Origin of the sequence: Runella rosea, from assembly GCF_003325355.1 — a bacterium.
In the GTDB taxonomy this organism is placed as follows: Bacteria; Bacteroidota; Bacteroidia; order Cytophagales; family Spirosomataceae; genus Runella; species Runella rosea.
This window is the reverse complement of sequence record NZ_CP030850.1, coordinates 1,186,874-1,204,971: the sequence shown is the minus strand read 5'-3', so window position 1 is coordinate 1,204,971 and position 18,098 is coordinate 1,186,874. Positions and strand designations below refer to the sequence as shown.

General features: G+C 46.0%; 20 protein-coding genes. 5 read left to right on the top strand and 15 right to left on the bottom strand.

Annotation, left to right across the window (positions count from 1 at the left end):
• Positions 1-98 precede the first annotated feature (98 nt).
• Positions 99-638 (top strand): helix-turn-helix domain-containing protein, encoded by a 540-nt coding sequence (locus tag DR864_RS05215; protein WP_114065962.1) that lies wholly within the window; start codon positions 99-101, stop codon positions 636-638.
• A gap of 11 nt (positions 639-649) precedes the next feature.
• On the opposite strand, the gene DR864_RS05210 is transcribed toward DR864_RS05215, so the two are convergent.
• The 6 genes from DR864_RS05210 to DR864_RS05185 form a co-directional block, all read right to left on the bottom strand.
• A complete protein-coding gene (locus DR864_RS05210) occupies positions 650-1,417 on the bottom strand; it encodes a LytR/AlgR family response regulator transcription factor (protein ID WP_114065961.1) in 768 nt (255 codons plus the stop codon).
• Positions 1,414-2,433 carry a sensor histidine kinase gene (locus DR864_RS05205; RefSeq protein ID WP_114065960.1) on the bottom strand — a complete coding sequence of 340 codons (1,020 nt, stop codon included), beginning with the start codon at positions 2,431-2,433 and terminating at the stop codon, positions 1,414-1,416. The genes DR864_RS05210 and DR864_RS05205 overlap by 4 nt, the downstream gene beginning before the upstream one ends.
• Positions 2,434-2,449: 16 nt before the next feature.
• Positions 2,450-3,340: an SDR family oxidoreductase gene (locus tag DR864_RS05200; protein WP_162793558.1), complete on the bottom strand. Its 891-nt coding sequence runs from the start codon at positions 3,338-3,340 to the stop codon at positions 2,450-2,452.
• Between the two features lie 57 nt (positions 3,341-3,397).
• Complete coding sequence (locus DR864_RS05195) at positions 3,398-5,791, bottom strand: TonB-dependent receptor (protein ID WP_114065958.1); 2,394 nt, start codon at positions 5,789-5,791, stop codon at positions 3,398-3,400.
• A gap of 137 nt (positions 5,792-5,928) precedes the next feature.
• Positions 5,929-6,765: a formate dehydrogenase accessory sulfurtransferase FdhD gene (gene fdhD, locus DR864_RS05190; RefSeq protein ID WP_114065957.1), complete on the bottom strand. Its 837-nt coding sequence runs from the start codon at positions 6,763-6,765 to the stop codon at positions 5,929-5,931.
• Positions 6,766-6,826: 61 nt separating this feature from the next.
• Positions 6,827-7,243 carry a molybdenum cofactor biosynthesis protein MoaE gene (locus DR864_RS05185; protein ID WP_114065956.1) on the bottom strand — a complete coding sequence of 139 codons (417 nt, stop codon included), beginning with the start codon at positions 7,241-7,243 and terminating at the stop codon, positions 6,827-6,829.
• A gap of 135 nt (positions 7,244-7,378) precedes the next feature.
• Between DR864_RS05185 and DR864_RS05180 the strand changes: the two genes are divergently transcribed.
• From DR864_RS05180 to DR864_RS05165, 4 genes are read left to right on the top strand one after another with little or no spacing between them, the layout of a single operon-like run.
• Positions 7,379-8,647: a metallophosphoesterase gene (locus tag DR864_RS05180; protein WP_114065955.1), complete on the top strand. Its 1,269-nt coding sequence runs from the start codon at positions 7,379-7,381 to the stop codon at positions 8,645-8,647.
• A 9-nt stretch (positions 8,648-8,656) separates the two neighbouring features.
• Entirely contained in the window at positions 8,657-8,929 is a 273-nt protein-coding gene (locus DR864_RS05175) for a GNAT family N-acetyltransferase (RefSeq protein WP_114065954.1), read from the top strand.
• 12 nt (positions 8,930-8,941) lie between these two features.
• Positions 8,942-9,247 carry a phosphoribosylpyrophosphate synthetase gene (locus DR864_RS05170; protein ID WP_114065953.1) on the top strand — a complete coding sequence of 102 codons (306 nt, stop codon included), beginning with the start codon at positions 8,942-8,944 and terminating at the stop codon, positions 9,245-9,247.
• A 19-nt stretch (positions 9,248-9,266) separates the two neighbouring features.
• Positions 9,267-10,640, top strand: coding sequence for an FAD-binding oxidoreductase (locus DR864_RS05165; RefSeq protein WP_229599523.1), 1,374 nt, complete (start codon positions 9,267-9,269; stop codon positions 10,638-10,640).
• Positions 10,641-10,859: 219 nt separating this feature from the next.
• Here the strand turns inward: DR864_RS05165 and DR864_RS05160 are convergent, their stop codons facing one another.
• From DR864_RS05160 to DR864_RS05120, 9 genes are all read right to left on the bottom strand, one after another.
• Positions 10,860-11,303, bottom strand: a complete 444-nt coding sequence (locus DR864_RS05160) for an OsmC family protein (protein ID WP_114065951.1) — start codon at positions 11,301-11,303, stop codon at positions 10,860-10,862.
• A gap of 153 nt (positions 11,304-11,456) precedes the next feature.
• Positions 11,457-12,710: an MFS transporter gene (locus tag DR864_RS05155; RefSeq protein ID WP_114065950.1), complete on the bottom strand. Its 1,254-nt coding sequence runs from the start codon at positions 12,708-12,710 to the stop codon at positions 11,457-11,459.
• 81 nt (positions 12,711-12,791) lie between these two features.
• Positions 12,792-13,019, bottom strand: a complete 228-nt coding sequence (locus DR864_RS05150; protein ID WP_114065949.1) for a hypothetical protein — start codon at positions 13,017-13,019, stop codon at positions 12,792-12,794.
• Positions 13,020-13,112: 93 nt separating this feature from the next.
• Entirely contained in the window at positions 13,113-13,703 is a 591-nt protein-coding gene (locus DR864_RS05145) for a TetR/AcrR family transcriptional regulator (protein WP_114065948.1), read from the bottom strand.
• Between the two features lie 153 nt (positions 13,704-13,856).
• Complete coding sequence (locus DR864_RS05140; RefSeq protein WP_114065947.1) at positions 13,857-15,215, bottom strand: flavin monoamine oxidase family protein; 1,359 nt, start codon at positions 15,213-15,215, stop codon at positions 13,857-13,859.
• A gap of 172 nt (positions 15,216-15,387) precedes the next feature.
• On the bottom strand, positions 15,388-16,290 hold the full coding sequence (locus DR864_RS05135) for a carbon-nitrogen hydrolase family protein (protein WP_114065946.1): 903 nt from the start codon (positions 16,288-16,290) through the stop codon (positions 15,388-15,390).
• Between the two features lie 10 nt (positions 16,291-16,300).
• Positions 16,301-16,909 carry a GNAT family N-acetyltransferase gene (locus tag DR864_RS05130; protein ID WP_114065945.1) on the bottom strand — a complete coding sequence of 203 codons (609 nt, stop codon included), beginning with the start codon at positions 16,907-16,909 and terminating at the stop codon, positions 16,301-16,303.
• A gap of 42 nt (positions 16,910-16,951) precedes the next feature.
• Positions 16,952-17,353 (bottom strand): nuclear transport factor 2 family protein, encoded by a 402-nt coding sequence (locus tag DR864_RS05125; protein ID WP_114070157.1) that lies wholly within the window; start codon positions 17,351-17,353, stop codon positions 16,952-16,954.
• A gap of 144 nt (positions 17,354-17,497) precedes the next feature.
• Positions 17,498-18,088: a YdeI/OmpD-associated family protein gene (locus tag DR864_RS05120; RefSeq protein ID WP_114070156.1), complete on the bottom strand. Its 591-nt coding sequence runs from the start codon at positions 18,086-18,088 to the stop codon at positions 17,498-17,500.
• Positions 18,089-18,098 lie beyond the last annotated feature (10 nt).

The window sequence follows — 18,098 nt, the reverse complement described above, 5'->3', positions numbered from 1 at the left end:
TGTACAATTTTTGCCTACAGACTTGTTAAATTAATAGACTATTTAAAAATAGTTTAGGTACCAATGCTAATCCAATAATCAGTATAATTTTTTATTCTATGAATGCAGAAAACTATAATCAAATGGGGGATTCATTTCAAATAGCTATTTACTTGAATGTGACTCATATAGACAAAGTTTTACCTTTCCTTCTACATAATCAAATTGCGTTTACACTCTCTGGAATTGAAACACCTCCATTCCCGATAGAAACGCCAGTAGATTCTCTGCCGAATTTGTGTAATGAGACTTTGTATAAGCCGTTGACGATGAGTGAGTCGGGGCTTATTGATTTTGTCTATCGCAAATACATCGTGGAAGGGGTTGGAAAAATACCTCCGAAAATAGAAGATATAGCAGAGGAGGTTGGAATAAGTAGCCTGCAATTTAATAAACTCATTAAAAAATGTTTTGGTAAACCTTTTTATCGGGTTTATATGGAATATAAAATGGAATATGCCGCTGGCTTATTGCGTGAAGGCCAAACGGCAAGTTCAGTGTCTCAGCATGTTGGCTATACTCAACCTACTAAGTTCAATAAAACATTTCAGAAATTTTATGGAATAACGCCTTATCGGTACCGCAAAAGTCAAGCCTGATATTAATTTCTCTAGCCTTCTATCCATTCTTTAAAGGAAGGGGCTTTCTCGCGGCTAACGACGATTTCGTGCAAAGGCTCGGGATGAAGGTCCAGTTTGAGCTTTCCGTTGAAGTATGAGTGAATTTTTTTGACGGCCGAAAGGGCCGCAATAAACTGCCGATTAAGTCGGAAAAAATGACTAGGGTCGAGCATTTTTTCTAATTCTTCGAGGGTATAATCGATCAGGAATTGCCGATTGTCATTGCAAATCAAGCAAACCATTTCGTTGGCCGTAAAAAAATAAGCGATTTCGTGACGGTGAATGGGGACAAATTGCTCGTGTTGTTTGACCAAAAAACGGTTTTTGTACTTTCGGCCCGCCGATGGAAGAATATCGAGTAAGGACTGAATTTTATGGCCGTAGTCTTGGCGTGCGTTTGCGCCCGTGAGGGCGCGGTATTTTTCAATGGCCGCGCTGAGTTCCTGGGGTTTTATGGGTTTAAGCAAATAGTCAATACTCTTGACTTTGAAGGCCTTTATGGCGTATTCGTCGTACGAGGTGGTGAAGATAATGGGGCTATTGATGGGTATTTCGTCAAATATTACAAAACTCAGACCATCGGAGAGCTGAATGTCGGAGAAAATCAAATCGGGCGCCTCATGGCTGGAAAACCATCGTTTGGCGGCTTCAATACTTTCCAATACTGCCAACACCTCAATATTGCTGTCGGTTTTTTGAATCATTTTGGTAAGGCGCTCGGCGGCAGGATATTCGTCTTCGATGATCAGGGCTTTCATGGAAGCAAGGGGATACGTACCGTAAAATTCCATTCACTTTTATGAATCTCGACCTGCTGGTCGGTGAGCAAACGATACCGGTTGATGATGTTCTGCAGTCCTACTTTGGTTGATTTTTCAAATGTTTTTTTCTCCTGTAAATTGTTGGCAATACTTAGATAATCATTCTCCTGTAAAATCTTAATAGTGAGTGGGTTTTCTTTTGAAATGATGTTGTGCTTGATGGCGTTTTCGAGCAACATCTGTAAACTCAACGGAGCAACCTGTTTTTGGTAAGCGGCCTCGTCAACTTGCGCTTCTACCATCAGATTTTCCCGAAAACGTGTTTTGTTGAGATAAATGTACGCATCCAAAAAAGCCATTTCCTCTTCCAGCGTAACGGTTGACCTTTCCCTGCTTACCAGCACATACCTGTACACATCCGAGAGTTGGTCAAGGTATTTTTGGGCGGGGGCGTTTTCGTCATCGATAAGCGCGGCCAAGGTATTCATGCTGTTGAAAAGGAAATGGGGGTCAAGCTGATTTTTGAGCGCTTCGAGCTGGGATTGAACATTCTCGCGGGCGAGGGATTCCGTTTTTTTTACATTTTGCTGCCAGGCCTGAAAGAAAAAGACGCTTTCGTAGATGAGCGTCACTACCAAGGTGGGAATGAGGCTGATTCGGAAACCGATTAAAAACGGTGCTCGCTCCTCCCAGCCAAGTAATTGATTACAAAAAAAATAATCGACGACAATGGTAGTCAAAAGCGTATATGCGATACTTGCAAGGGTTTGATAGACAAGTCGTTGGGTAGTTTGGTTGTATTGTGGAAAAAACTGCCGCGATTTAATAAAAATGTACCGATTGCCTTCCCAAAGCAAAAAAGTGTTGAGAAAGCAGGTGCTGAGCCAATGAAATATTCCATTCACATTCCCCGCTAAAAACACGTCGCTGTGGGTGACAAGGGGAATCATCAGGCTGAGCAGCGGGATACCGATGAGCCTCGCTTTGCGGTCGTTGAGTACGACAGTTTCCATAAACGGCTATTTTTTATCAAAGATACAAACTTTTCTCTTCCCCAAATTGCTGGGCGAATTCTTCGGGAGAAGTACGCGGTTTGCCCAAGTCTGCCCAGGTTTTTTGCGCGTAAAAAGCCTCGTTGGTTTGTTCATAGAAACCAAATAACTCAGCCAAGTGGCTCATTTTAGGCGAGAAAATTCCCATCAATTTGACCATCCAAAGGGGCAGTACCTGCATTTTTAGTTGTGGGTTGTAGGAGGTTTTTAGCCGTTCAAAGACCTGTTTGTAATTCAATTTTTCTGGTCCTTGCACGGCGTAATGCGTATCAAATGCTTGTGGATTTCCGATGGCTTCAATGACTTGTACGGCATAATCCTCGGAGTTGATCCAGTAGAATTCGACGGGCTTGCCTATCCATTGAAAATTGTTTTTTTTAATGGCCCAAAATAGGCTATCCAAAAACCACGTTGGATGAAAAATAGTGAATGGAATATTTGATTGCTCAATAAAACGATGCCCCTGCCGCCTAATTTTATTCTGTAAAATATCTTTGTGCTGCTCAATAAACGGATATGCTCCCAAAGCGCTGATTTTGAGAATATGCTGAATACCATTGAGTTGACAGGCTTTTACGATGTTTTGAATGCCTTCTCGCTCGGCATAAAACGCTTGGTTGGGCTGCACTTCATCGGCACTAAGGTTGATGTAGACGTAATCAACTCCTTTAAAAGCCTGCATAAGACTGCTTGAGTCCGCAACATCGCCTTGCACCAATACGACCAAATCAGGTAGCATTTTATTTGCTTTTTCAATACTTCTCACAACGGCCCGTACTTGGTAGCCGTGCCACAGCAGTTGTCTAATCACGGGTTGTGCCAAGCGCCCCGTGGCGCCGACGATGGCAATTGTTTTTTTAGCGCTCATGGTTGTATGATTGGTAGCCATTCCAAGACTACAATGCTTGGAATGGCTAGTTTAAAATTAGAATGTCAAACGATAAAACGGAATCGGTAGAAAGCCTTGCTGATAGGCCGTCCCAATCTGATTGGTACGGGGATTATAGGCCTGTTGAAATATGTTTTGACTATTGGTAAAGTTCTGTAAATCAATCGCAATCTCGTGCGTAGCGTGCTTACGGTTGAGTTTGTAGCCAATTTTAAGGTCGGTACGGAAGTAGCCGTTTTGTTGTTGTAAAAACGCGCGCTCATCATCATAAACGGTCGTTTGGGCGTCGGCAGAAGCGCCTAAGTTGATGGGGCGAATGTAGCGCCCTCCGGCGGTGGTGAGTTTCCAATTGATGCTTATCGAACTGTTTTGACCCAACGGAATCTCCTTTCCAGCAAGCGCATTCAATACATAATGGCCGTTGAAAGGGGTATTGCGCTCGATACCGTCGCTGCCTTTGTATTTTGAATCAAACACCGACCCCGTCAACAAGAAATAATAATTGTTGGAAAAATATTTTTCGAGGGTAATTTCGACGCCGTAGTTACGGCCAGTGCCTTTGTTGACCAAATTGCCTTGGTCAATGGGCGCAAAATCAGCCCCTTCTATCAACACCGAATAAAAGCCGGGCGTACTTTGCACTGGCACATCAAACAATGATTGGTAATAGGTTTCTACTTTTAAACGAATATTTTCGGTGAGATTTCGTTCGTATCCCAATACAATATGATGGCTCCGCGTAAAACCTAAGTCTTTGTTGGATAGGTTATAACCCCCATTTGGGTTGGGAGATTGGTAAAAGTACAACAGGAGCGGTTGAAGGTTGCTGTGTAGGCCGTAGGCTACATTCAGGGTGCTGCGCTCATTTAGGACATAACTCAAACCCAGACGCGGCTCCACGGCGTTTTTGTTGTTCAGTTCATAATGAAGACCCGTCAGACCCGCATTTAATGTTAGATTTTGGCTGAAACGGTGTTTCCACTGGATATATGCCTGCGAGAGCATGGTCTCGCCTTGGGTATTTCTTCGCGAAATTACCGCTGGGTAAAGTGCTCGGTTGAGCAAATCAAAGCGATTCAAATCGACGATGATACCGCCCGACAGTTTACTTTTGGCGTTGATTTTATGGTTAACGGATGCGTTGATGGAAAGCTTTTCGTTGGTAAACAGCGCTTCTTCGTTCTGGATCTCTTGCAAAACTTCTTTGACGCCCGTTTTATAAAGCACAGTATCACCCTTGAAATTCTGGGTGGAGCGCGAACCCGAAAGCGTGATTTTGCCGTAGGTTCTGTCCGAAAAACGGTGCTCGTACGACAGCGCCGCAACGCCTGATTCGAAATTGACGCGGGTGTTGTTGTTTTCGTCGCCGTAGGCATCGCCTTTTTCAGTGTCTACATCTTTACCCAAAAACGTGACGTTGCTTTTGCCGCCGATGGTCCAAAAACTTAGGTTCCCTTTTTTCCCAACGGGAATGTCGGTTTTGAACGTAAAGTCTTGATAATAAGGGGTTCCTGCTATTTCAAACCCAATGTTAGACATTAAACCAAAAAGTGAGTAACGATAATTGACCAAATACGAAGCCTTTGATTTTTTGCTGTAAGGTCCCTCTGCGCCGACTTCCACGCCGTTGAAGCCGATTTGGGTGAGAAATTCGTGCTTTTCGTCGTTGCCTTTGCGTAGTCGTAAATCAAAGACTGAGCCGAGCGCGTTGGCATATTCTGCGGGAAATGCCCCTGTTAGAAAATCAGATTTTGCCAACAAATTGGTATTCAACATCGAAACTGGCCCGCCTGAAGTCCCCAACGAACCGAAGTGGTTGGGGTTGGGAATATTGACGCCGTCGAGCCGCCAGAGCAGCGAGGCGGGGGAGTTACCGCGCACCACAATGTCGTTGCGGGCGTCGTTGGCACCGCTTACACCCGCAAAATTGGCCGCCATACGCGAGGGGTCGCCGAGGCTACCTGCGTATTTGAGGGTTTCAGCGGGACTAAACGGACGTGCACTCACGGTAGCCATTTCGTTGTTGGCGACTTTGTTGTCTTCGCTGCGTTTATAGCTAACGGTTACTTCGTTGAGTTTCGTAAAACTCTCGGTCATGGGAAAATCCAAAACGACTTCTTTGCCCGCGTTGACGATGATGTCTTTGGCGAAGATGTCTTCGTACCCGATGTAGGTGATTTTCAGCGCAATTCGGCCCGTAGACACGCCCGACAAACGAAAATTGCCGTCGGTATCGGTGGTGGTACCATTGAGGGGAGTGCTTCCGACCACCACCACCGTAGCGCCCACTACGGGGGCTTTTGAGGCCGCATCGGTAATCTTGCCGCGTACGGTTTGTGTGGCAGATGACTGCGCTTGAGAAGTGTAATTGAAAAAAAGGGCTGTTAATAGGCTGACTGCCATCAAAAGAGAATGAATAGTTGTTTTCATGACTTGTTTGTGGTTGTTTTCGTTTCAAAATTCACACAAACAAGTCGGCTGCAAAACCCAAACGGGGGCGAAGCGTAGGGAAACGGGGGTGAAGCAGAAATCAAACGGGGGTGAAACGGAAGCGTTTTTATCTGGAATTACTTCTTGGGAAGCACCAACGCATCTACCCGATGAATGCCCGAATACACATTAAAACGCCCATCTCGCGCAAAACCGATGAGGGTTTGACCAAAGCGCTCGGCGGTTTCGATGGCCAAACTAGAAGGGGCGCCTACCGCCACTACCACAGGGATATTTAGAGCCAAAGCCTTATGTAATAGCTCAAAACAAGCGCGACCGCTCAGCATCAGAATGTGCTGATTGAAAGGGAGGGATTGCTGCATCAGGGCTTTTCCTGCTATTTTGTCCACGGCATTGTGCCGCCCCACGTCTTCGGCAGAAAGAATAAGATTCCCTTCCCAATCAAATAGCCCTGCCGCATGGATGCCCCCTGTTTCGTCAAAAATTGACTGATATTCGGTGAGCTTTTGGGGCAATGACCCAATCAATTCGGGCGACAAAGGCGAAAGATTTTCCGCTAAGTGCAGGGTCTCATAGGTGTAGCCCAAGGAATCAAGTGAGGATTTTCCGCAAACACCGCAGCTGGAGGTAGCGTAAAAATTGCGTTGGAGTTTTTCCAACTCAGGCCGCACGTCGGGTTTAAAGTGAACGGTGACGGTATTTTCGAGTCCAATCGTTACTTTATCCAACTGATTTTTCAGTAACATTCCTTCCGTAAACATAAAACCCACCGCCAAAGCTTGGTCATCGCCAGGGGTGCGCATGGTAATCGAAAGCGGACGTTCGACCCATTTACCATCAGAATCTTGAAATCGGATGCGAATTTCCAACGGCTCTTCCATCACGACGGTGTCGGCCACATAATGGGTGCCTGCGCGATTTGACCGCCATATCATTACATCTTTAGTACTCATGGGTGTGGGATTACATTTACATTTTGTAGTTTATTATTTTTCTGTTTGGATCGTTTCAATTTCAAGGATGCGCCGCTACCCAGACTTCTCCGTCTTCAAAAAACTCCTTTTTCCAGATAGGAACGGTTTCCTTGAGGGTATCTATTGCAAACTGGCAGGCTTCAAAAGCGGCGTTTCGGTGGGCGCAAGCAACGGCAATGACGACGGGGATTTCGCCGATGTCTAGTACGCCAATGCGGTGGTGAATGGAAATCTTTAACACTGGCCAACGACGAACGGCCTCTTCTGCAATTTTTTGCATCTCTTTGACCGCCATCGGGGCATAAGCTTCAAATTCCAAACGTAATACACGTTTGCCTTTGGTGTGATTGCGTACGGTGCCCACAAACGTTACAATTCCGCCCGCTTCGTCGGACAAAACATAATCAAAACAAGTTTGGGTTGATAATGTTGTATCTAACAATTGAATATCAATCATAATGAGGTAAAAAATAGATGATGGCCAAAAATAGTGACTTCATCCTAAAAAATTGCCGTTTCCCACAAATCTACTTCCGTCGTACACTTTTTAGGTAGGTATTTTGTTACAAACTGAAACCCATTCTAACTGATTATGAATCGACTTCCAGCCATCCTTATCACCATTGGCATTTTCTTTTTGTTGGATTACTACGTTTTCCAAGCTGTCAGAACCCTCACCCGCGACAGTACTGCCGATACGCGCCGCCTCATTCACGGTATTTATTGGGCCATTCCTGCCATCAGTTTAGTGGTTTGGATTGTGACCCAATTTCTGGTTCCGCCCGATTCCCTCAGTCGCATGACGCGCCAATTCATCTGGACCGCTTTATTGATTCCCTATTTCGCCAAATTCTTCGCCCTATTTGTGCTTTTAATTGACGATGTCATTCGGTTTGGAAAATGGGTGACGGGCTATTTTACCAACGGTTCGTCCAGCGTTCAGTCACCAACTTCGGCTCCCCAAGCCGATGCGATTCCACGTTCGGAGTTTTTGATGAAAACGGCACTGGCTGTGGCAGGTACAACCGCAATGGGCTTTACTTATGGCATTATTTCGGGGGCGCATGATTACCGTATTCGTCGGGTACGGATTCCGGTCAAAAACCTTCCTAAGGCGTTTGAAGGCATCAAAATTGGTCAGCTTTCGGATATTCACTCGGGCAGTTTTTTCAATAAAACAGCCGTAAAAGGGGGCGTTGAAATGCTAATGGGCGAGAAGCCCGATTTGTTTTTCTTCACTGGCGATTTGGTCAACAATACCGCCGATGAAGTGAAGGATTACATTGATATTTTCAAGAAAATTAAAGCACCCTTGGGGACATTCTCGGTCTTGGGAAACCACGATTATGGTGATTATTACCAATGGACAAGCGCTGAAGCCAAGCACCGAAACCTCCAGGACTTGAAGGAAGCCCACCGCCTGATGGGCTGGGATTTGCTTTTGGACGAGCACCGCGCCATCAAAGTTGGTAATGAGCAAATCGGCCTTTTAGGGATTCAAAACTGGGGAATGGGCGGTTTTGCCAAATATGGCAACCTTAAAAATGCCTACGAAAATACCGAAGATTTTCCCGTAAAATTGTTACTTTCACACGACCCAAGCCATTGGAATGGGCAGGTGACGCCAACGTATAAAGACATTGACGTGGCCTTTGCGGGTCATACCCACGGGATGCAGTTTGGCGTCGAAATCGGTGGTTTTCAGTGGAGTCCAGTGCAATATCGTTATAAGCAATGGGGCGGTTTGTACACTGAAGGCGACCAACATTTGTACGTAAATCGCGGGTTTGGCTACATTGGTTATCCTGGGCGGGTGGGTATCTTGCCCGAAATTACGGTCGTAGAGTTAGTGAAAGCATAAAATAAACGCATGAATATCATCAATAACGTTGAACGGCATCGTTTTGAAGCAGAAGTTGACGGAGAAGTTGCCTTTGTGGAGTACCAATGGAAACAAGGAACGATTTATATCCTTCATACCTTCGTTCCGCACGTATTGCGTGGCAGGGGATTGGCGGCCCAATTGGCCGTGTTTGTCCTTAATACCATCAGACAAGAACAATGGCCTGTAAAAATCTATTGCCCTTTTTTTAAGAAATACATTCAGGAACATCCTGAATACCAAGACTTAATGCAACCTTAAAACATACTCAACATGCAAGCCTACGATACACTTTCTGAGACCATGGAGGCCCTTCGTCAAGAAGGCTATGTAGAAGATTTTAACCTGAGAGAAGATTGCCTGGAATGTCGTGAAGGGAAATTTAAAGTGTTTGCCGATGAGTTTAAAATTGATGAGTTTTTTCGATTCGAAGGCCCCACCGACCCCGCCGATGAGGCGGTTTTGTACGCCATATCGTCCGAAAATCATCAAATCAAAGGGCTCTTGGTGAGCGGTTATGGCATGTATACCGAAGGCGTTACCAATGATTTATTGGCAAAGCTTCAGTTTGATAAATAATTCTTTTCAATTTTTTTACGTGAATAACCCTCCTTTTTTTCAAGAACTTACCGCGCATCTCGGCGAGCGAATCAGCGTCAATGCGGACGTTCTGGAAGCGCACGGTGCTGGATACAGCTACCATGAATGTATGCCGCCAGATGCCGTAGTGTTTCCAAATACCACCGAAGAAGTATCTGGTATTGTGAGCATTTGTGCTAAGTATGGCGTTCCGATTATTCCGTTTGGTGCGGGAACTTCCATTGAGGGCCACGTTTTGGCGTTGAGAGGAGGTATCTGCATCGACCTGCGGGAAATGAACCAAGTGCTGGAAGTCAATAAAGACGATATGTATGTGATGGTGCAGGCGGGTGTAACGCGTAATCAACTGGACGAGTTGCTCGAAGGTACAGGCTTCTTTTTCCCCATTGGTCCGGGGGTAAACGCGACCTTGGGTGGAATGGCAAGCACGCGGGCGTCGGGCACCAATGCGGTTCGCTACGGAACCATGAAAGACAACGTATTGGCGCTAACGGCCGTGCTTCCCGATGGTAAAATCATTAAAACGGGCAGTAAAGCAAAAAAATCGTCGGCGGGCTACGATTTGACGCGTCTTTTAGTCGGGGCTGAAGGGACGTTGGGTGTCATTACGGAGCTTACTTTAAAACTGCACAGCGAGCCCGAGACCATCTACGCGGCGGTTTGTGCATTCCCGACGGTCGAAGCGGCGGTAGCCACGGCCATCAAAACGATCCAGAAAGGTGTGCCCATTGCCAAAATTGAACTGCTAGATGCCGCCATGATGCGGGCCATTAATCGGTATTCATCGCTTGACTATGAGGAAGTTCCGACGCTGTTTTTGGAGTTTCACGGCGCGGTGGCGGAAGTAGAAGCCCAAATCCTAAAAGTGGAAGTATACGCCCATTCTTTTGGGGCCGCGGGCTTTGTGTGGGAAAAAGACGAAGCCCGACGCAAGCGATTGTGGCGCGCCCGAACCGACGCGGCTCCCTCTGCCATGGCGTTGCGGCCTGGCGCAAAACTGATGTCGACGGACGTATGCGTGCCCATTTCTCAACTCGCAAAGTGCATCGTAGATACCCAATTGGACATTGAAAAAATGGGTATCATGGCCCCCATTCTTGGGCACGTGGGCGATGGTAATTTTCACCTCACGATTCTTATAAATCCCGAATACAAAGAAGAGTTTGAGCGGGCCAAAGCCCTGAATGAGCGCTTAGTACGTCGTGCCTTGGCGATGGGTGGCACCTGCACTGGTGAGCATGGAATCGGCGTGGGAAAATTACAATACATGGCCCTTGAACATGGCTCCTCACTCGACATGATGCGGGCCATCAAGCACGCCATCGACCCCCAAAATCTAATGAATCCAGGAAAGTTATTGCCAGAGATTTAATTGGGGAATTTTCATTGCCCAATATTATTGTTCTTGAGGATTTTAGAAACTGTAGGAACGCGTTAAGCAGGTTTTAAGAAAACTGCTTGGAAGTTGTGAGTAACCTCGTTTTCTGAAATGCCAAAACAATAAAAAACGTTTAGAATCCCCTCATTTTGATAAAAAAGGGTGGCCTCAAAATTCTGAGACCACCCTTTTTGTGGATTCAATACTTTGAAATTACACCAACTTAGCGTCTAAGCTGATGGGCACCGCCGCTAACGCCTGTGAAATAGGACAGTTGGCTTTGGCAACGCCCGCCAATTCAAGGAACTTTTCTTCAGATATGCCTGGAACGGTTCCTTCTACGGCAAGTTTGATGGCCGACACCCGAAAACCAGCATCGCCTTTTTCCATTTCAACGGTGGCTTTAGTCGCCAATTGAGTGGGAGGGAAGCCAGCCCCCGTCAATTGAAAGCTGAGGGCCATTGAAAAGCAACCCGCGTGGGCAGCACCGATGAGTTCTTCAGGGTTGGTGCCTGCTTTGCCGTCTTCGCTTACAAAGCGGGCCGCAAATGAATAAGGAGTTTCGTTCAAAACGCCACTTGTTGAGCTAAGGGTTCCGCTGCCTTCCAGACCGGTACCTTTCCAAACGGCATTAGAAATTCTTTTGATTGCTGCCATGGTTTTGATGAGAATAGTGATTATTGGGTTGTTTAAAAAATGTTGACCAGATTGGTAACCGCAATTCTACAAAATTATTTCCCTTTTGTCATTAAAAATCGAACCTTCGACGCCAAAAAATGTAATAGTACATTGTTTGAAGTAAAAATCGCCTTAGACGGGTTGCTCTTTGGGTGCTGAGGCCGCGGTCTTCTTGGCCAATTTGTTTACCCGATAAACCATATAAATGCAAGAAAGAGAAACAACAGATACCACAATTCCTAACACATCGTAGTTTTGCAGCGGACTAAAATTGTCTTTTTGGACCACAATCAGGCCCGCCACAAACGAGGCGATTCCACCCGCAATTTGTTGCAGTGAAGAGTTGATGCTCATAAACGCGCCCCGGTCTTGCATCTTTGGTATGGCGCTGGTGAGCGTGGTGGCGGGTACCATCCGGCTCATGATTCCCATCATCATCAATACGTTGAAAATAATAATTACCCACAACGGAACTACGGGTAGATTGGTGTAAATCAGCACCATCACGACCATCCAAACGGAGGCAAACGCGAAAAGATTAAATTTTTCGATTCTATCGCTCAAACGCCCAATCATGGGCATAACAATGAGCGAACTGATGCCCGAAACCATAAAAATAATGGGCAGTTGCTGTTGGCTAACCTCCAGATTATTGACGGCATACGCGCTTCCGAATGGCATCATCATAAACCCACCGATGGAAAGCAGCGCCGTGGCTAAAAATGCCGTTTGATAATGCTTTTGGGTAATGGTGTGAATTAAGTGCGCAAGCGCCTTACGCTCGGTTTTGAGCTCGAGGTGCTGGGTAATGGGCTTTAACACCTGCATGATAATGAGGGCCAAAACGGTGCTGAACCCGACAATCAACAAAAATGGCGATTGCCAGCCCCAAAGCGTGGCTAAATACAGGCTGATGGGAATGCCCAATACTTGACTGGCGCCAAAACCCATCTGGACGAATCCCATCACCCGACCGCGCTGTTCGAGCGAAAATATGTCGGTAATGATGGCCATGCTGATGGAGCCGATGACCCCACCAAAAATCCCCGTGAAAATACGCGCTGCCACGAGGGCTTCGTACGTGGGGGCCAAACCACAAAAAAGCGTACCGATGATAAAGCCGATGTAAAAAAACAACAGCAGTCGTTTGCGGTCAAATTTATCGGCAAAGCCTGCCGTCAGCAGTCCCGAAATTCCTGCGCTGAAGGCATAACTTGAGACGACCAAACCAAACTGTGAAGGAGTGATTACCAACGATTTCATAAGCAAATCACCCAAGGGTGACATGACCATAAAATCAAGAACAATCGTAAATTGGGTAATGGCCAACAAGGCAATGACCGATTTTTGGTAGGAGGAGAATGGGGTAACGTTTGCTTGCTTCATGGGTGTTTTTTAAAAAACGAGTAATATTCAATGGCTGTTTTTAAATAATAGGGGCATTCAAAGTTGGAGAAGGAAGGGGTATTAATCAACCAACTCAACGCATTCAAATCCTGCCTGCTGCACCAATTCAATGATTTTCTGTGGAGAAACGCCGTCGGCTTCTACACGAAGCACACAATCACAATCTTCACAATCGACCGTCCAACGGTTTATCTGCTCCAAAGTTGCCAATAAAGGCGCTAAAATTTCCCGGTCCTGCGGGGTTTTGACGGTTGTTTTGAAGACTAGAATTTGAAGCAGTTGTTCCATGAATCAGCGTTTTTGTACATTCAAAAACTTTTTTGATAACACCAAAACGTTCCCGTTTTTCGGTAAGAAAGGCATTAATTTTTGGTTAAATTTTCAAGGCTTCAACGCTTTAAGAACCAATTCAAAAGTTTGGTTCATGGTCTCCTCCGAAAATTCAAAACGTTTTCCCGCCAAACTGTGGCCTTCATTGTGAAATTGAATCAAATTATAGAGTGGTGCGTAAGCAACTGACCAAAACACTTCGATGGGCATGGGACTAAGTTCGCCCCGTTGCACTGAATTGTGTACAAACTGGCCCATGGCGGTTTTGAAATCATCCATAAAACTTCCCATGACTTTTTCCCTAAAAGAAGAACTTCGCATTTGTTGATAAAATTCCGCTTCGAGTCGATTTTCAATGGCGTATTTTGCGCGGTTGCGCCACTGAATGCGTAGCCCCTGGGCAAAAGGAAGCGTAGGGTCAAAATTTTGCAAAATTGTGGAGCTGAATTTTTTGCCAATTTCGATTCCTATTTGGGTAATCAGGTCTTCTTTGTCTTTGTAATAAATGTAAAGCGTAGCCGGTGAAACCGCCGCCGCCTTTGCCAACTTTTGCATGCTAAATCCTTCAAGGCCTTGATTTACAATTAATTCTAAGGCTTTTTGGCGAACAAGCTGCTCTTTATTTTCGTCTCGTGTTCTCATTTTAACTGCAAATATAAATGAACGTTTGTTTATTTATGCATATTATGAATGATTTTTTTACTTTTTGTCAGTTTCTTAATAAAAAAACTCCCCGCTCGTTGAATTCAATAAAACGCAACGGGCGGGGAGGAGCGAAAATAAAATACCTGAAAATTAAGCCAAAGCTGCCTCGGCGGCTTCGGCTCCCGTGGCTACTGCACCTTCCATAAATCCCTGCCAATCAGCGATGTGCTCCCCTGCAAAATGAATATTGAGGAATTTGGCGGCCAATATTGGTCGGATGCTAAACCACTGACCCTTACCATACACGGCATAACTTCCTTTGGAATAGTGGTCGCTGCCCCAATAATAATTGACTTCTTTTCGGAAATAATCTTCGGCGCGGGCCAGCGGGCGGAGGCTTTCCAACACCATTTGTTTGCGCAGGTGGTCGTCATTCCAGCCAAAAACGTCGGCTTTTTCGCCAATGCTGTACGAAATAAGCGCCCCTGATTTGGCGGGTTGGTTTTTGGTGGCGTGGTAAAAATAGTGAGCGGAGGTGTCGGTGATGAGGTCGAAATCTTCGCGTCCCCAAAAACGCTCGCTAAAAAGCACCGCATGTTTGTTGATTCGGGCGTACTGCAAAGCGTTGATGGCGTTGATTTTTTCTTTGGGCAAGGCGGGTGTGAATTTGATTTTTGACAACGAAAAGGTCGGAATTGTGCAGATAAGTCGGTCGGCTTCAAAGGTTTCGCCGTTGGTGCAGATGACTTTTACTTTACCGTTTTTTTGTTCGATGGCTTCCACATGGTAGCCGAGTTTTATCTTATCACTGCCGATGTGCTCCGCGATTTTGCGGGCCAAGGTACCGTTCCCACCTTTCATTTTGAAGTCCATTTCATTTTTTTTGCTCGACTCGGCGTATTCCGATAAGGCCGAAAACCCAGATACGTGGCGGATACTTTCGCCAAAATCGGTGCTGTCGAGCAGTTCGCGAAGAAACAAATCGTTTTCTGGAATGCCATTGTTGACCAAAAAACGCCACCAATCCATGTTGTCCAATTCGCGTTGTTGGGCGTCAGAAAGGTTTTTGAAGTTTTTTAAAATTTCCTCAAAACGTTTTTTCCACTCTTCGCTGTACTCCCATTGGTCGCTGGGTTGGTAGCTACCCCGAAAGAGTAAATCGGTTTCAAATTGATTATTAAATAATTCAATATCAAAGCGTTTGCAGAGTTTTTGTACTTCCTCATGTGAGCGTCCCACCCATTCGGCACCGAGCTCTACGCGGAGGTCATTGGCGTCGTCGAGCACATGCGTAAACACCCGCCCGCCCACGCGATTTCGGGATTCGAGTACCACAAAATCCGTCTTGGCATCGTGGAGTTTTAAGGCCGCCGAAAGTCCCGAAAACCCTGCTCCCAAAACGATGATACGGGCGGGTTTGGTTCGAATAGCTTGGGTTAGTGAAGGGTTGGCAACAAGGGTAGCGGTACCGGCAGCGGCACCTAAGCTGAGGAATGTTCTACGTTTCATAAAGGGTTGACCGTTAGACGGATTGAATAATCTAAGGTCAAAGCTAACAACTTTTTACGGCTCTTACTTTATGAAGCGGAGAGCTTTTATTTAATGGTCAAACGAACGAATAGAAAGTGATAAATTCGACCTTTTGACCGCTTTATGAACGATGAGGAGCAAAGCTAAAGTTTTAAACTTTCACTTTGTGAATGACTACTTTTTCAGCTAAAAAAGCGTTTTGGAGGCGTTGGTTGTCTTTAAAATTGAACACTTGACCCTCCCGTCTGACGGTGTCTATTTTGTTAAAATCAAGGGTTTCTACCAGCCAGCCCACCTTTTGAGGCGTCATGGTTTGGAGGATTCCTTCTTCGGGCAAGTCTTTGTCGGGAGTACAATAACACGCGGCGTAGCCGAAGTTAATATCTACGGCGGGAGACCACGGCGCATTGCCAACGGTTTGAGAAACAACTGTATAGGCTTGATTTTCCAACGCCCTGGCCCGAGCGCCCACGTGCACCCGGGTGGCTCCGCGGAGCGTTTCGGTGCAGCTCGGGGCGAGAATCAAAGAGGCTCCCGCTGAGCATAGCAGGTGCGAACCCAGACCAAATTCTACATCGTAACAAATCTGAACGCCGAAACTTCCCCAATCGGCTTCAAACAGCGTGAGGATTTTGGGGGCGGTTTGGATGCCCCATTCTTCGTCTTCGAAGCGGGTCATAAAAAACTTGTCTTGGTAGCCCGCCAATCCTTCGGGAGAGAAGACAAACACGCGGTTGTGGGATTGATTGTGTTCGACAACGGGCAGGCTTGGCGCCACAATAACCACTTGGTACTTATGGGCTAACGCCGCAAAAACATTGCAAAAATCCACTTTTAGCGCATCCAGTTCTAACACCTGCCGACGAATATCGGCCCGAATTTCGGAGCCGAAAATGCTCACCAACTCCATGGAGCCGTATTCGGGAAAGAGCAACAATTGTGCTTTTTGGGCCACGGCTTGCCTTACCCATTGCTCCGTATGTTTTTGCCAATCCTCAAATGTTTGATGCTCCGTAATGGGGTATTGTGCAGCGGCGACGGCTAGGTTCTTCATGGAAAAATGATCAGGATTTTGTATTTAGCTGACGGCACCAATAGACCATTTTCTTGGGTGTTGACTGCGTTTGACCAATGTCGGGCCATTCAAAGGTGCTTTGTAAAGCAGGCTCTTTTTGGTAGCCGCGTTTGGTCCAAAAAACGTCGTTGGGTCGGTAGTCCAGCGGTTTTGAAGGGTGGTCTTCTGCCCGCTCTACCGCACAAAAACAAGTCATTTGATAGCTGCCGAAGCTTCGGGCGTGGGCTTCGCGCTCGTCAAAAAAGCGATGCCCTAAGCCCAATCCACGGTAGGCAGGCAAGAGGATACTTTCGCCAAAATAAAAGATTGAATTGATGTCAAAACCCGCTTTTTCAAAAGGCAATCGAACGTCGGCGGTTTCGTCAGATAAAGGAATGCAGGTGGTAGCGCCTACCATTTCTGTACCGTCGTAAACCGCAAACAGAAAGGAGCGAGGTGCTTTGACGTAAATTTGTAAATAGTCTTTTTCGTAGTCGAGCGTGCCTTCGTACAAATAAGGATAATCGCGAAAAACGGCAATGCGCAGCTTCCCCAAGTCCTCTACCACGGTGGCGATTTCAGAGCCGCGATTAGCAGTTAAGGTAAGATTTTTGAACATGAAGGCGGAATGTTAGGATAAATCTTTGGGTGAAACCCCTACTTATGATACCAATTTTATCCAAAGCGTCAGGTTATAGTAGGTCGTTACGCGGTTGATTTTTCCTTCTTTGATTTCCAGAAATGCTGCCGCAGGCAACACGTAAGATTGTCCGTGAGCCACCGGAAAGCCTTCTTCGCCTTTTTTGTAGATTCCGTTTACCACAAACTCCACGGCTACGCGCGTATCGTTGGGCTCACTGAAGAAAACCATGTCGGTCAGGGTTTCTTCGTAGGCATCCTCCATGCCTTGCAAAAACTCCGTAAATTTCTCAATGCCGATGCGCGGCTCGTCGGCCTGATTGGGTTCATGGCGCACGTTGGGAGCCAATAAATCCAACATTCCTTGCCAATTTTTACGGTTAAAACTGTCGTAATACTGTTTTGCGATGTCGAGTGAAGTCATGGGTAAAAAGTAAGTTGTTGAAAAGAAAGGTAACTTATTTTGGGGCGGTGTCAGTTCCGTTTGTGCGGAAATTAGCCAAAAAACAGCCATTTACTTCACATCGCTCATTTCGTTAAAGACGTTTCCGAAGCCGTATTCGTTTTGTTATCTAAACTGTTTGGGCTTTAGCTTTTGGGCGGCAAGTTCGGCAATTTCGGTGATTCTATTTTGGCGGGTTTCGGGTCGTTTGGCGAGCACCAGCCATTGTAAGATGCTTTTTCTGACGGATTTGCTCAAATTCAAAAAGAACTCCTCAGCACCCGGTTTCATTTTGAGTTCGTCGGCCAAGTCTTGTGGTATCGTGAGTTCTTCCACCTCATCTAAAATGCTCCACGAACCGTTTTGTTTTGCGGTTTCAATACTGTCAAAACCTGCCTGCGTCATAAGTTCTGCCTCAATCAATCGCACCACCTTTTCTTTGTTTATCTTCGACCAAACACTGTTCGGTTTTCGTTTGCAGAAAAACTGCATATATGTCTCATCGTCAATCGGTTTTGCAGTGCTGTCTATCCAGCCAAAACAAAGTGCTTGGTCGACGGCTTCGCTCCAAGTGATGGTTGGCGTACCCGATTTCTTTTTATAATAAACAAGCCAAATCGACTGTTTTGAACGATGATTTTCCTGCAACCATTGTCGCCAGTCTTGCAAGTTTGTGGGGCAAAAAGTCTCTATTTCTTTTGTGAATTCTCGGGTCATTCTTGGCGGT

Coding starts and splice junctions, on each gene's coding strand:
- DR864_RS05215 (WP_114065962.1), top strand. CDS start 99: ATGAATGCAGAAAACTATAATCAAATGGGGGATTCATTTCAAATAGCT.
- DR864_RS05210 (WP_114065961.1), bottom strand. CDS start 1,417: ATGAAAGCCCTGATCATCGAAGACGAATATCCTGCCGCCGAGCGCCTT.
- DR864_RS05205 (WP_114065960.1), bottom strand. CDS start 2,433: ATGGAAACTGTCGTACTCAACGACCGCAAAGCGAGGCTCATCGGTATC.
- DR864_RS05200 (WP_162793558.1), bottom strand. CDS start 3,340: ATGAGCGCTAAAAAAACAATTGCCATCGTCGGCGCCACGGGGCGCTTG.
- DR864_RS05195 (WP_114065958.1), bottom strand. CDS start 5,791: ATGAAAACAACTATTCATTCTCTTTTGATGGCAGTCAGCCTATTAACA.
- fdhD (WP_114065957.1), bottom strand. CDS start 6,765: ATGAGTACTAAAGATGTAATGATATGGCGGTCAAATCGCGCAGGCACC.
- DR864_RS05185 (WP_114065956.1), bottom strand. CDS start 7,243: ATGATTGATATTCAATTGTTAGATACAACATTATCAACCCAAACTTGT.
- DR864_RS05180 (WP_114065955.1), top strand. CDS start 7,379: ATGAATCGACTTCCAGCCATCCTTATCACCATTGGCATTTTCTTTTTG.
- DR864_RS05175 (WP_114065954.1), top strand. CDS start 8,657: ATGAATATCATCAATAACGTTGAACGGCATCGTTTTGAAGCAGAAGTT.
- DR864_RS05170 (WP_114065953.1), top strand. CDS start 8,942: ATGCAAGCCTACGATACACTTTCTGAGACCATGGAGGCCCTTCGTCAA.
- DR864_RS05160 (WP_114065951.1), bottom strand. CDS start 11,303: ATGGCAGCAATCAAAAGAATTTCTAATGCCGTTTGGAAAGGTACCGGT.
- DR864_RS05155 (WP_114065950.1), bottom strand. CDS start 12,710: ATGAAGCAAGCAAACGTTACCCCATTCTCCTCCTACCAAAAATCGGTC.
- DR864_RS05150 (WP_114065949.1), bottom strand. CDS start 13,019: ATGGAACAACTGCTTCAAATTCTAGTCTTCAAAACAACCGTCAAAACC.
- DR864_RS05145 (WP_114065948.1), bottom strand. CDS start 13,703: ATGAGAACACGAGACGAAAATAAAGAGCAGCTTGTTCGCCAAAAAGCC.
- DR864_RS05140 (WP_114065947.1), bottom strand. CDS start 15,215: ATGAAACGTAGAACATTCCTCAGCTTAGGTGCCGCTGCCGGTACCGCT.
- DR864_RS05135 (WP_114065946.1), bottom strand. CDS start 16,290: ATGAAGAACCTAGCCGTCGCCGCTGCACAATACCCCATTACGGAGCAT.
- DR864_RS05130 (WP_114065945.1), bottom strand. CDS start 16,909: ATGTTCAAAAATCTTACCTTAACTGCTAATCGCGGCTCTGAAATCGCC.
- DR864_RS05125 (WP_114070157.1), bottom strand. CDS start 17,353: ATGACTTCACTCGACATCGCAAAACAGTATTACGACAGTTTTAACCGT.
- DR864_RS05120 (WP_114070156.1), bottom strand. CDS start 18,088: ATGACCCGAGAATTCACAAAAGAAATAGAGACTTTTTGCCCCACAAAC.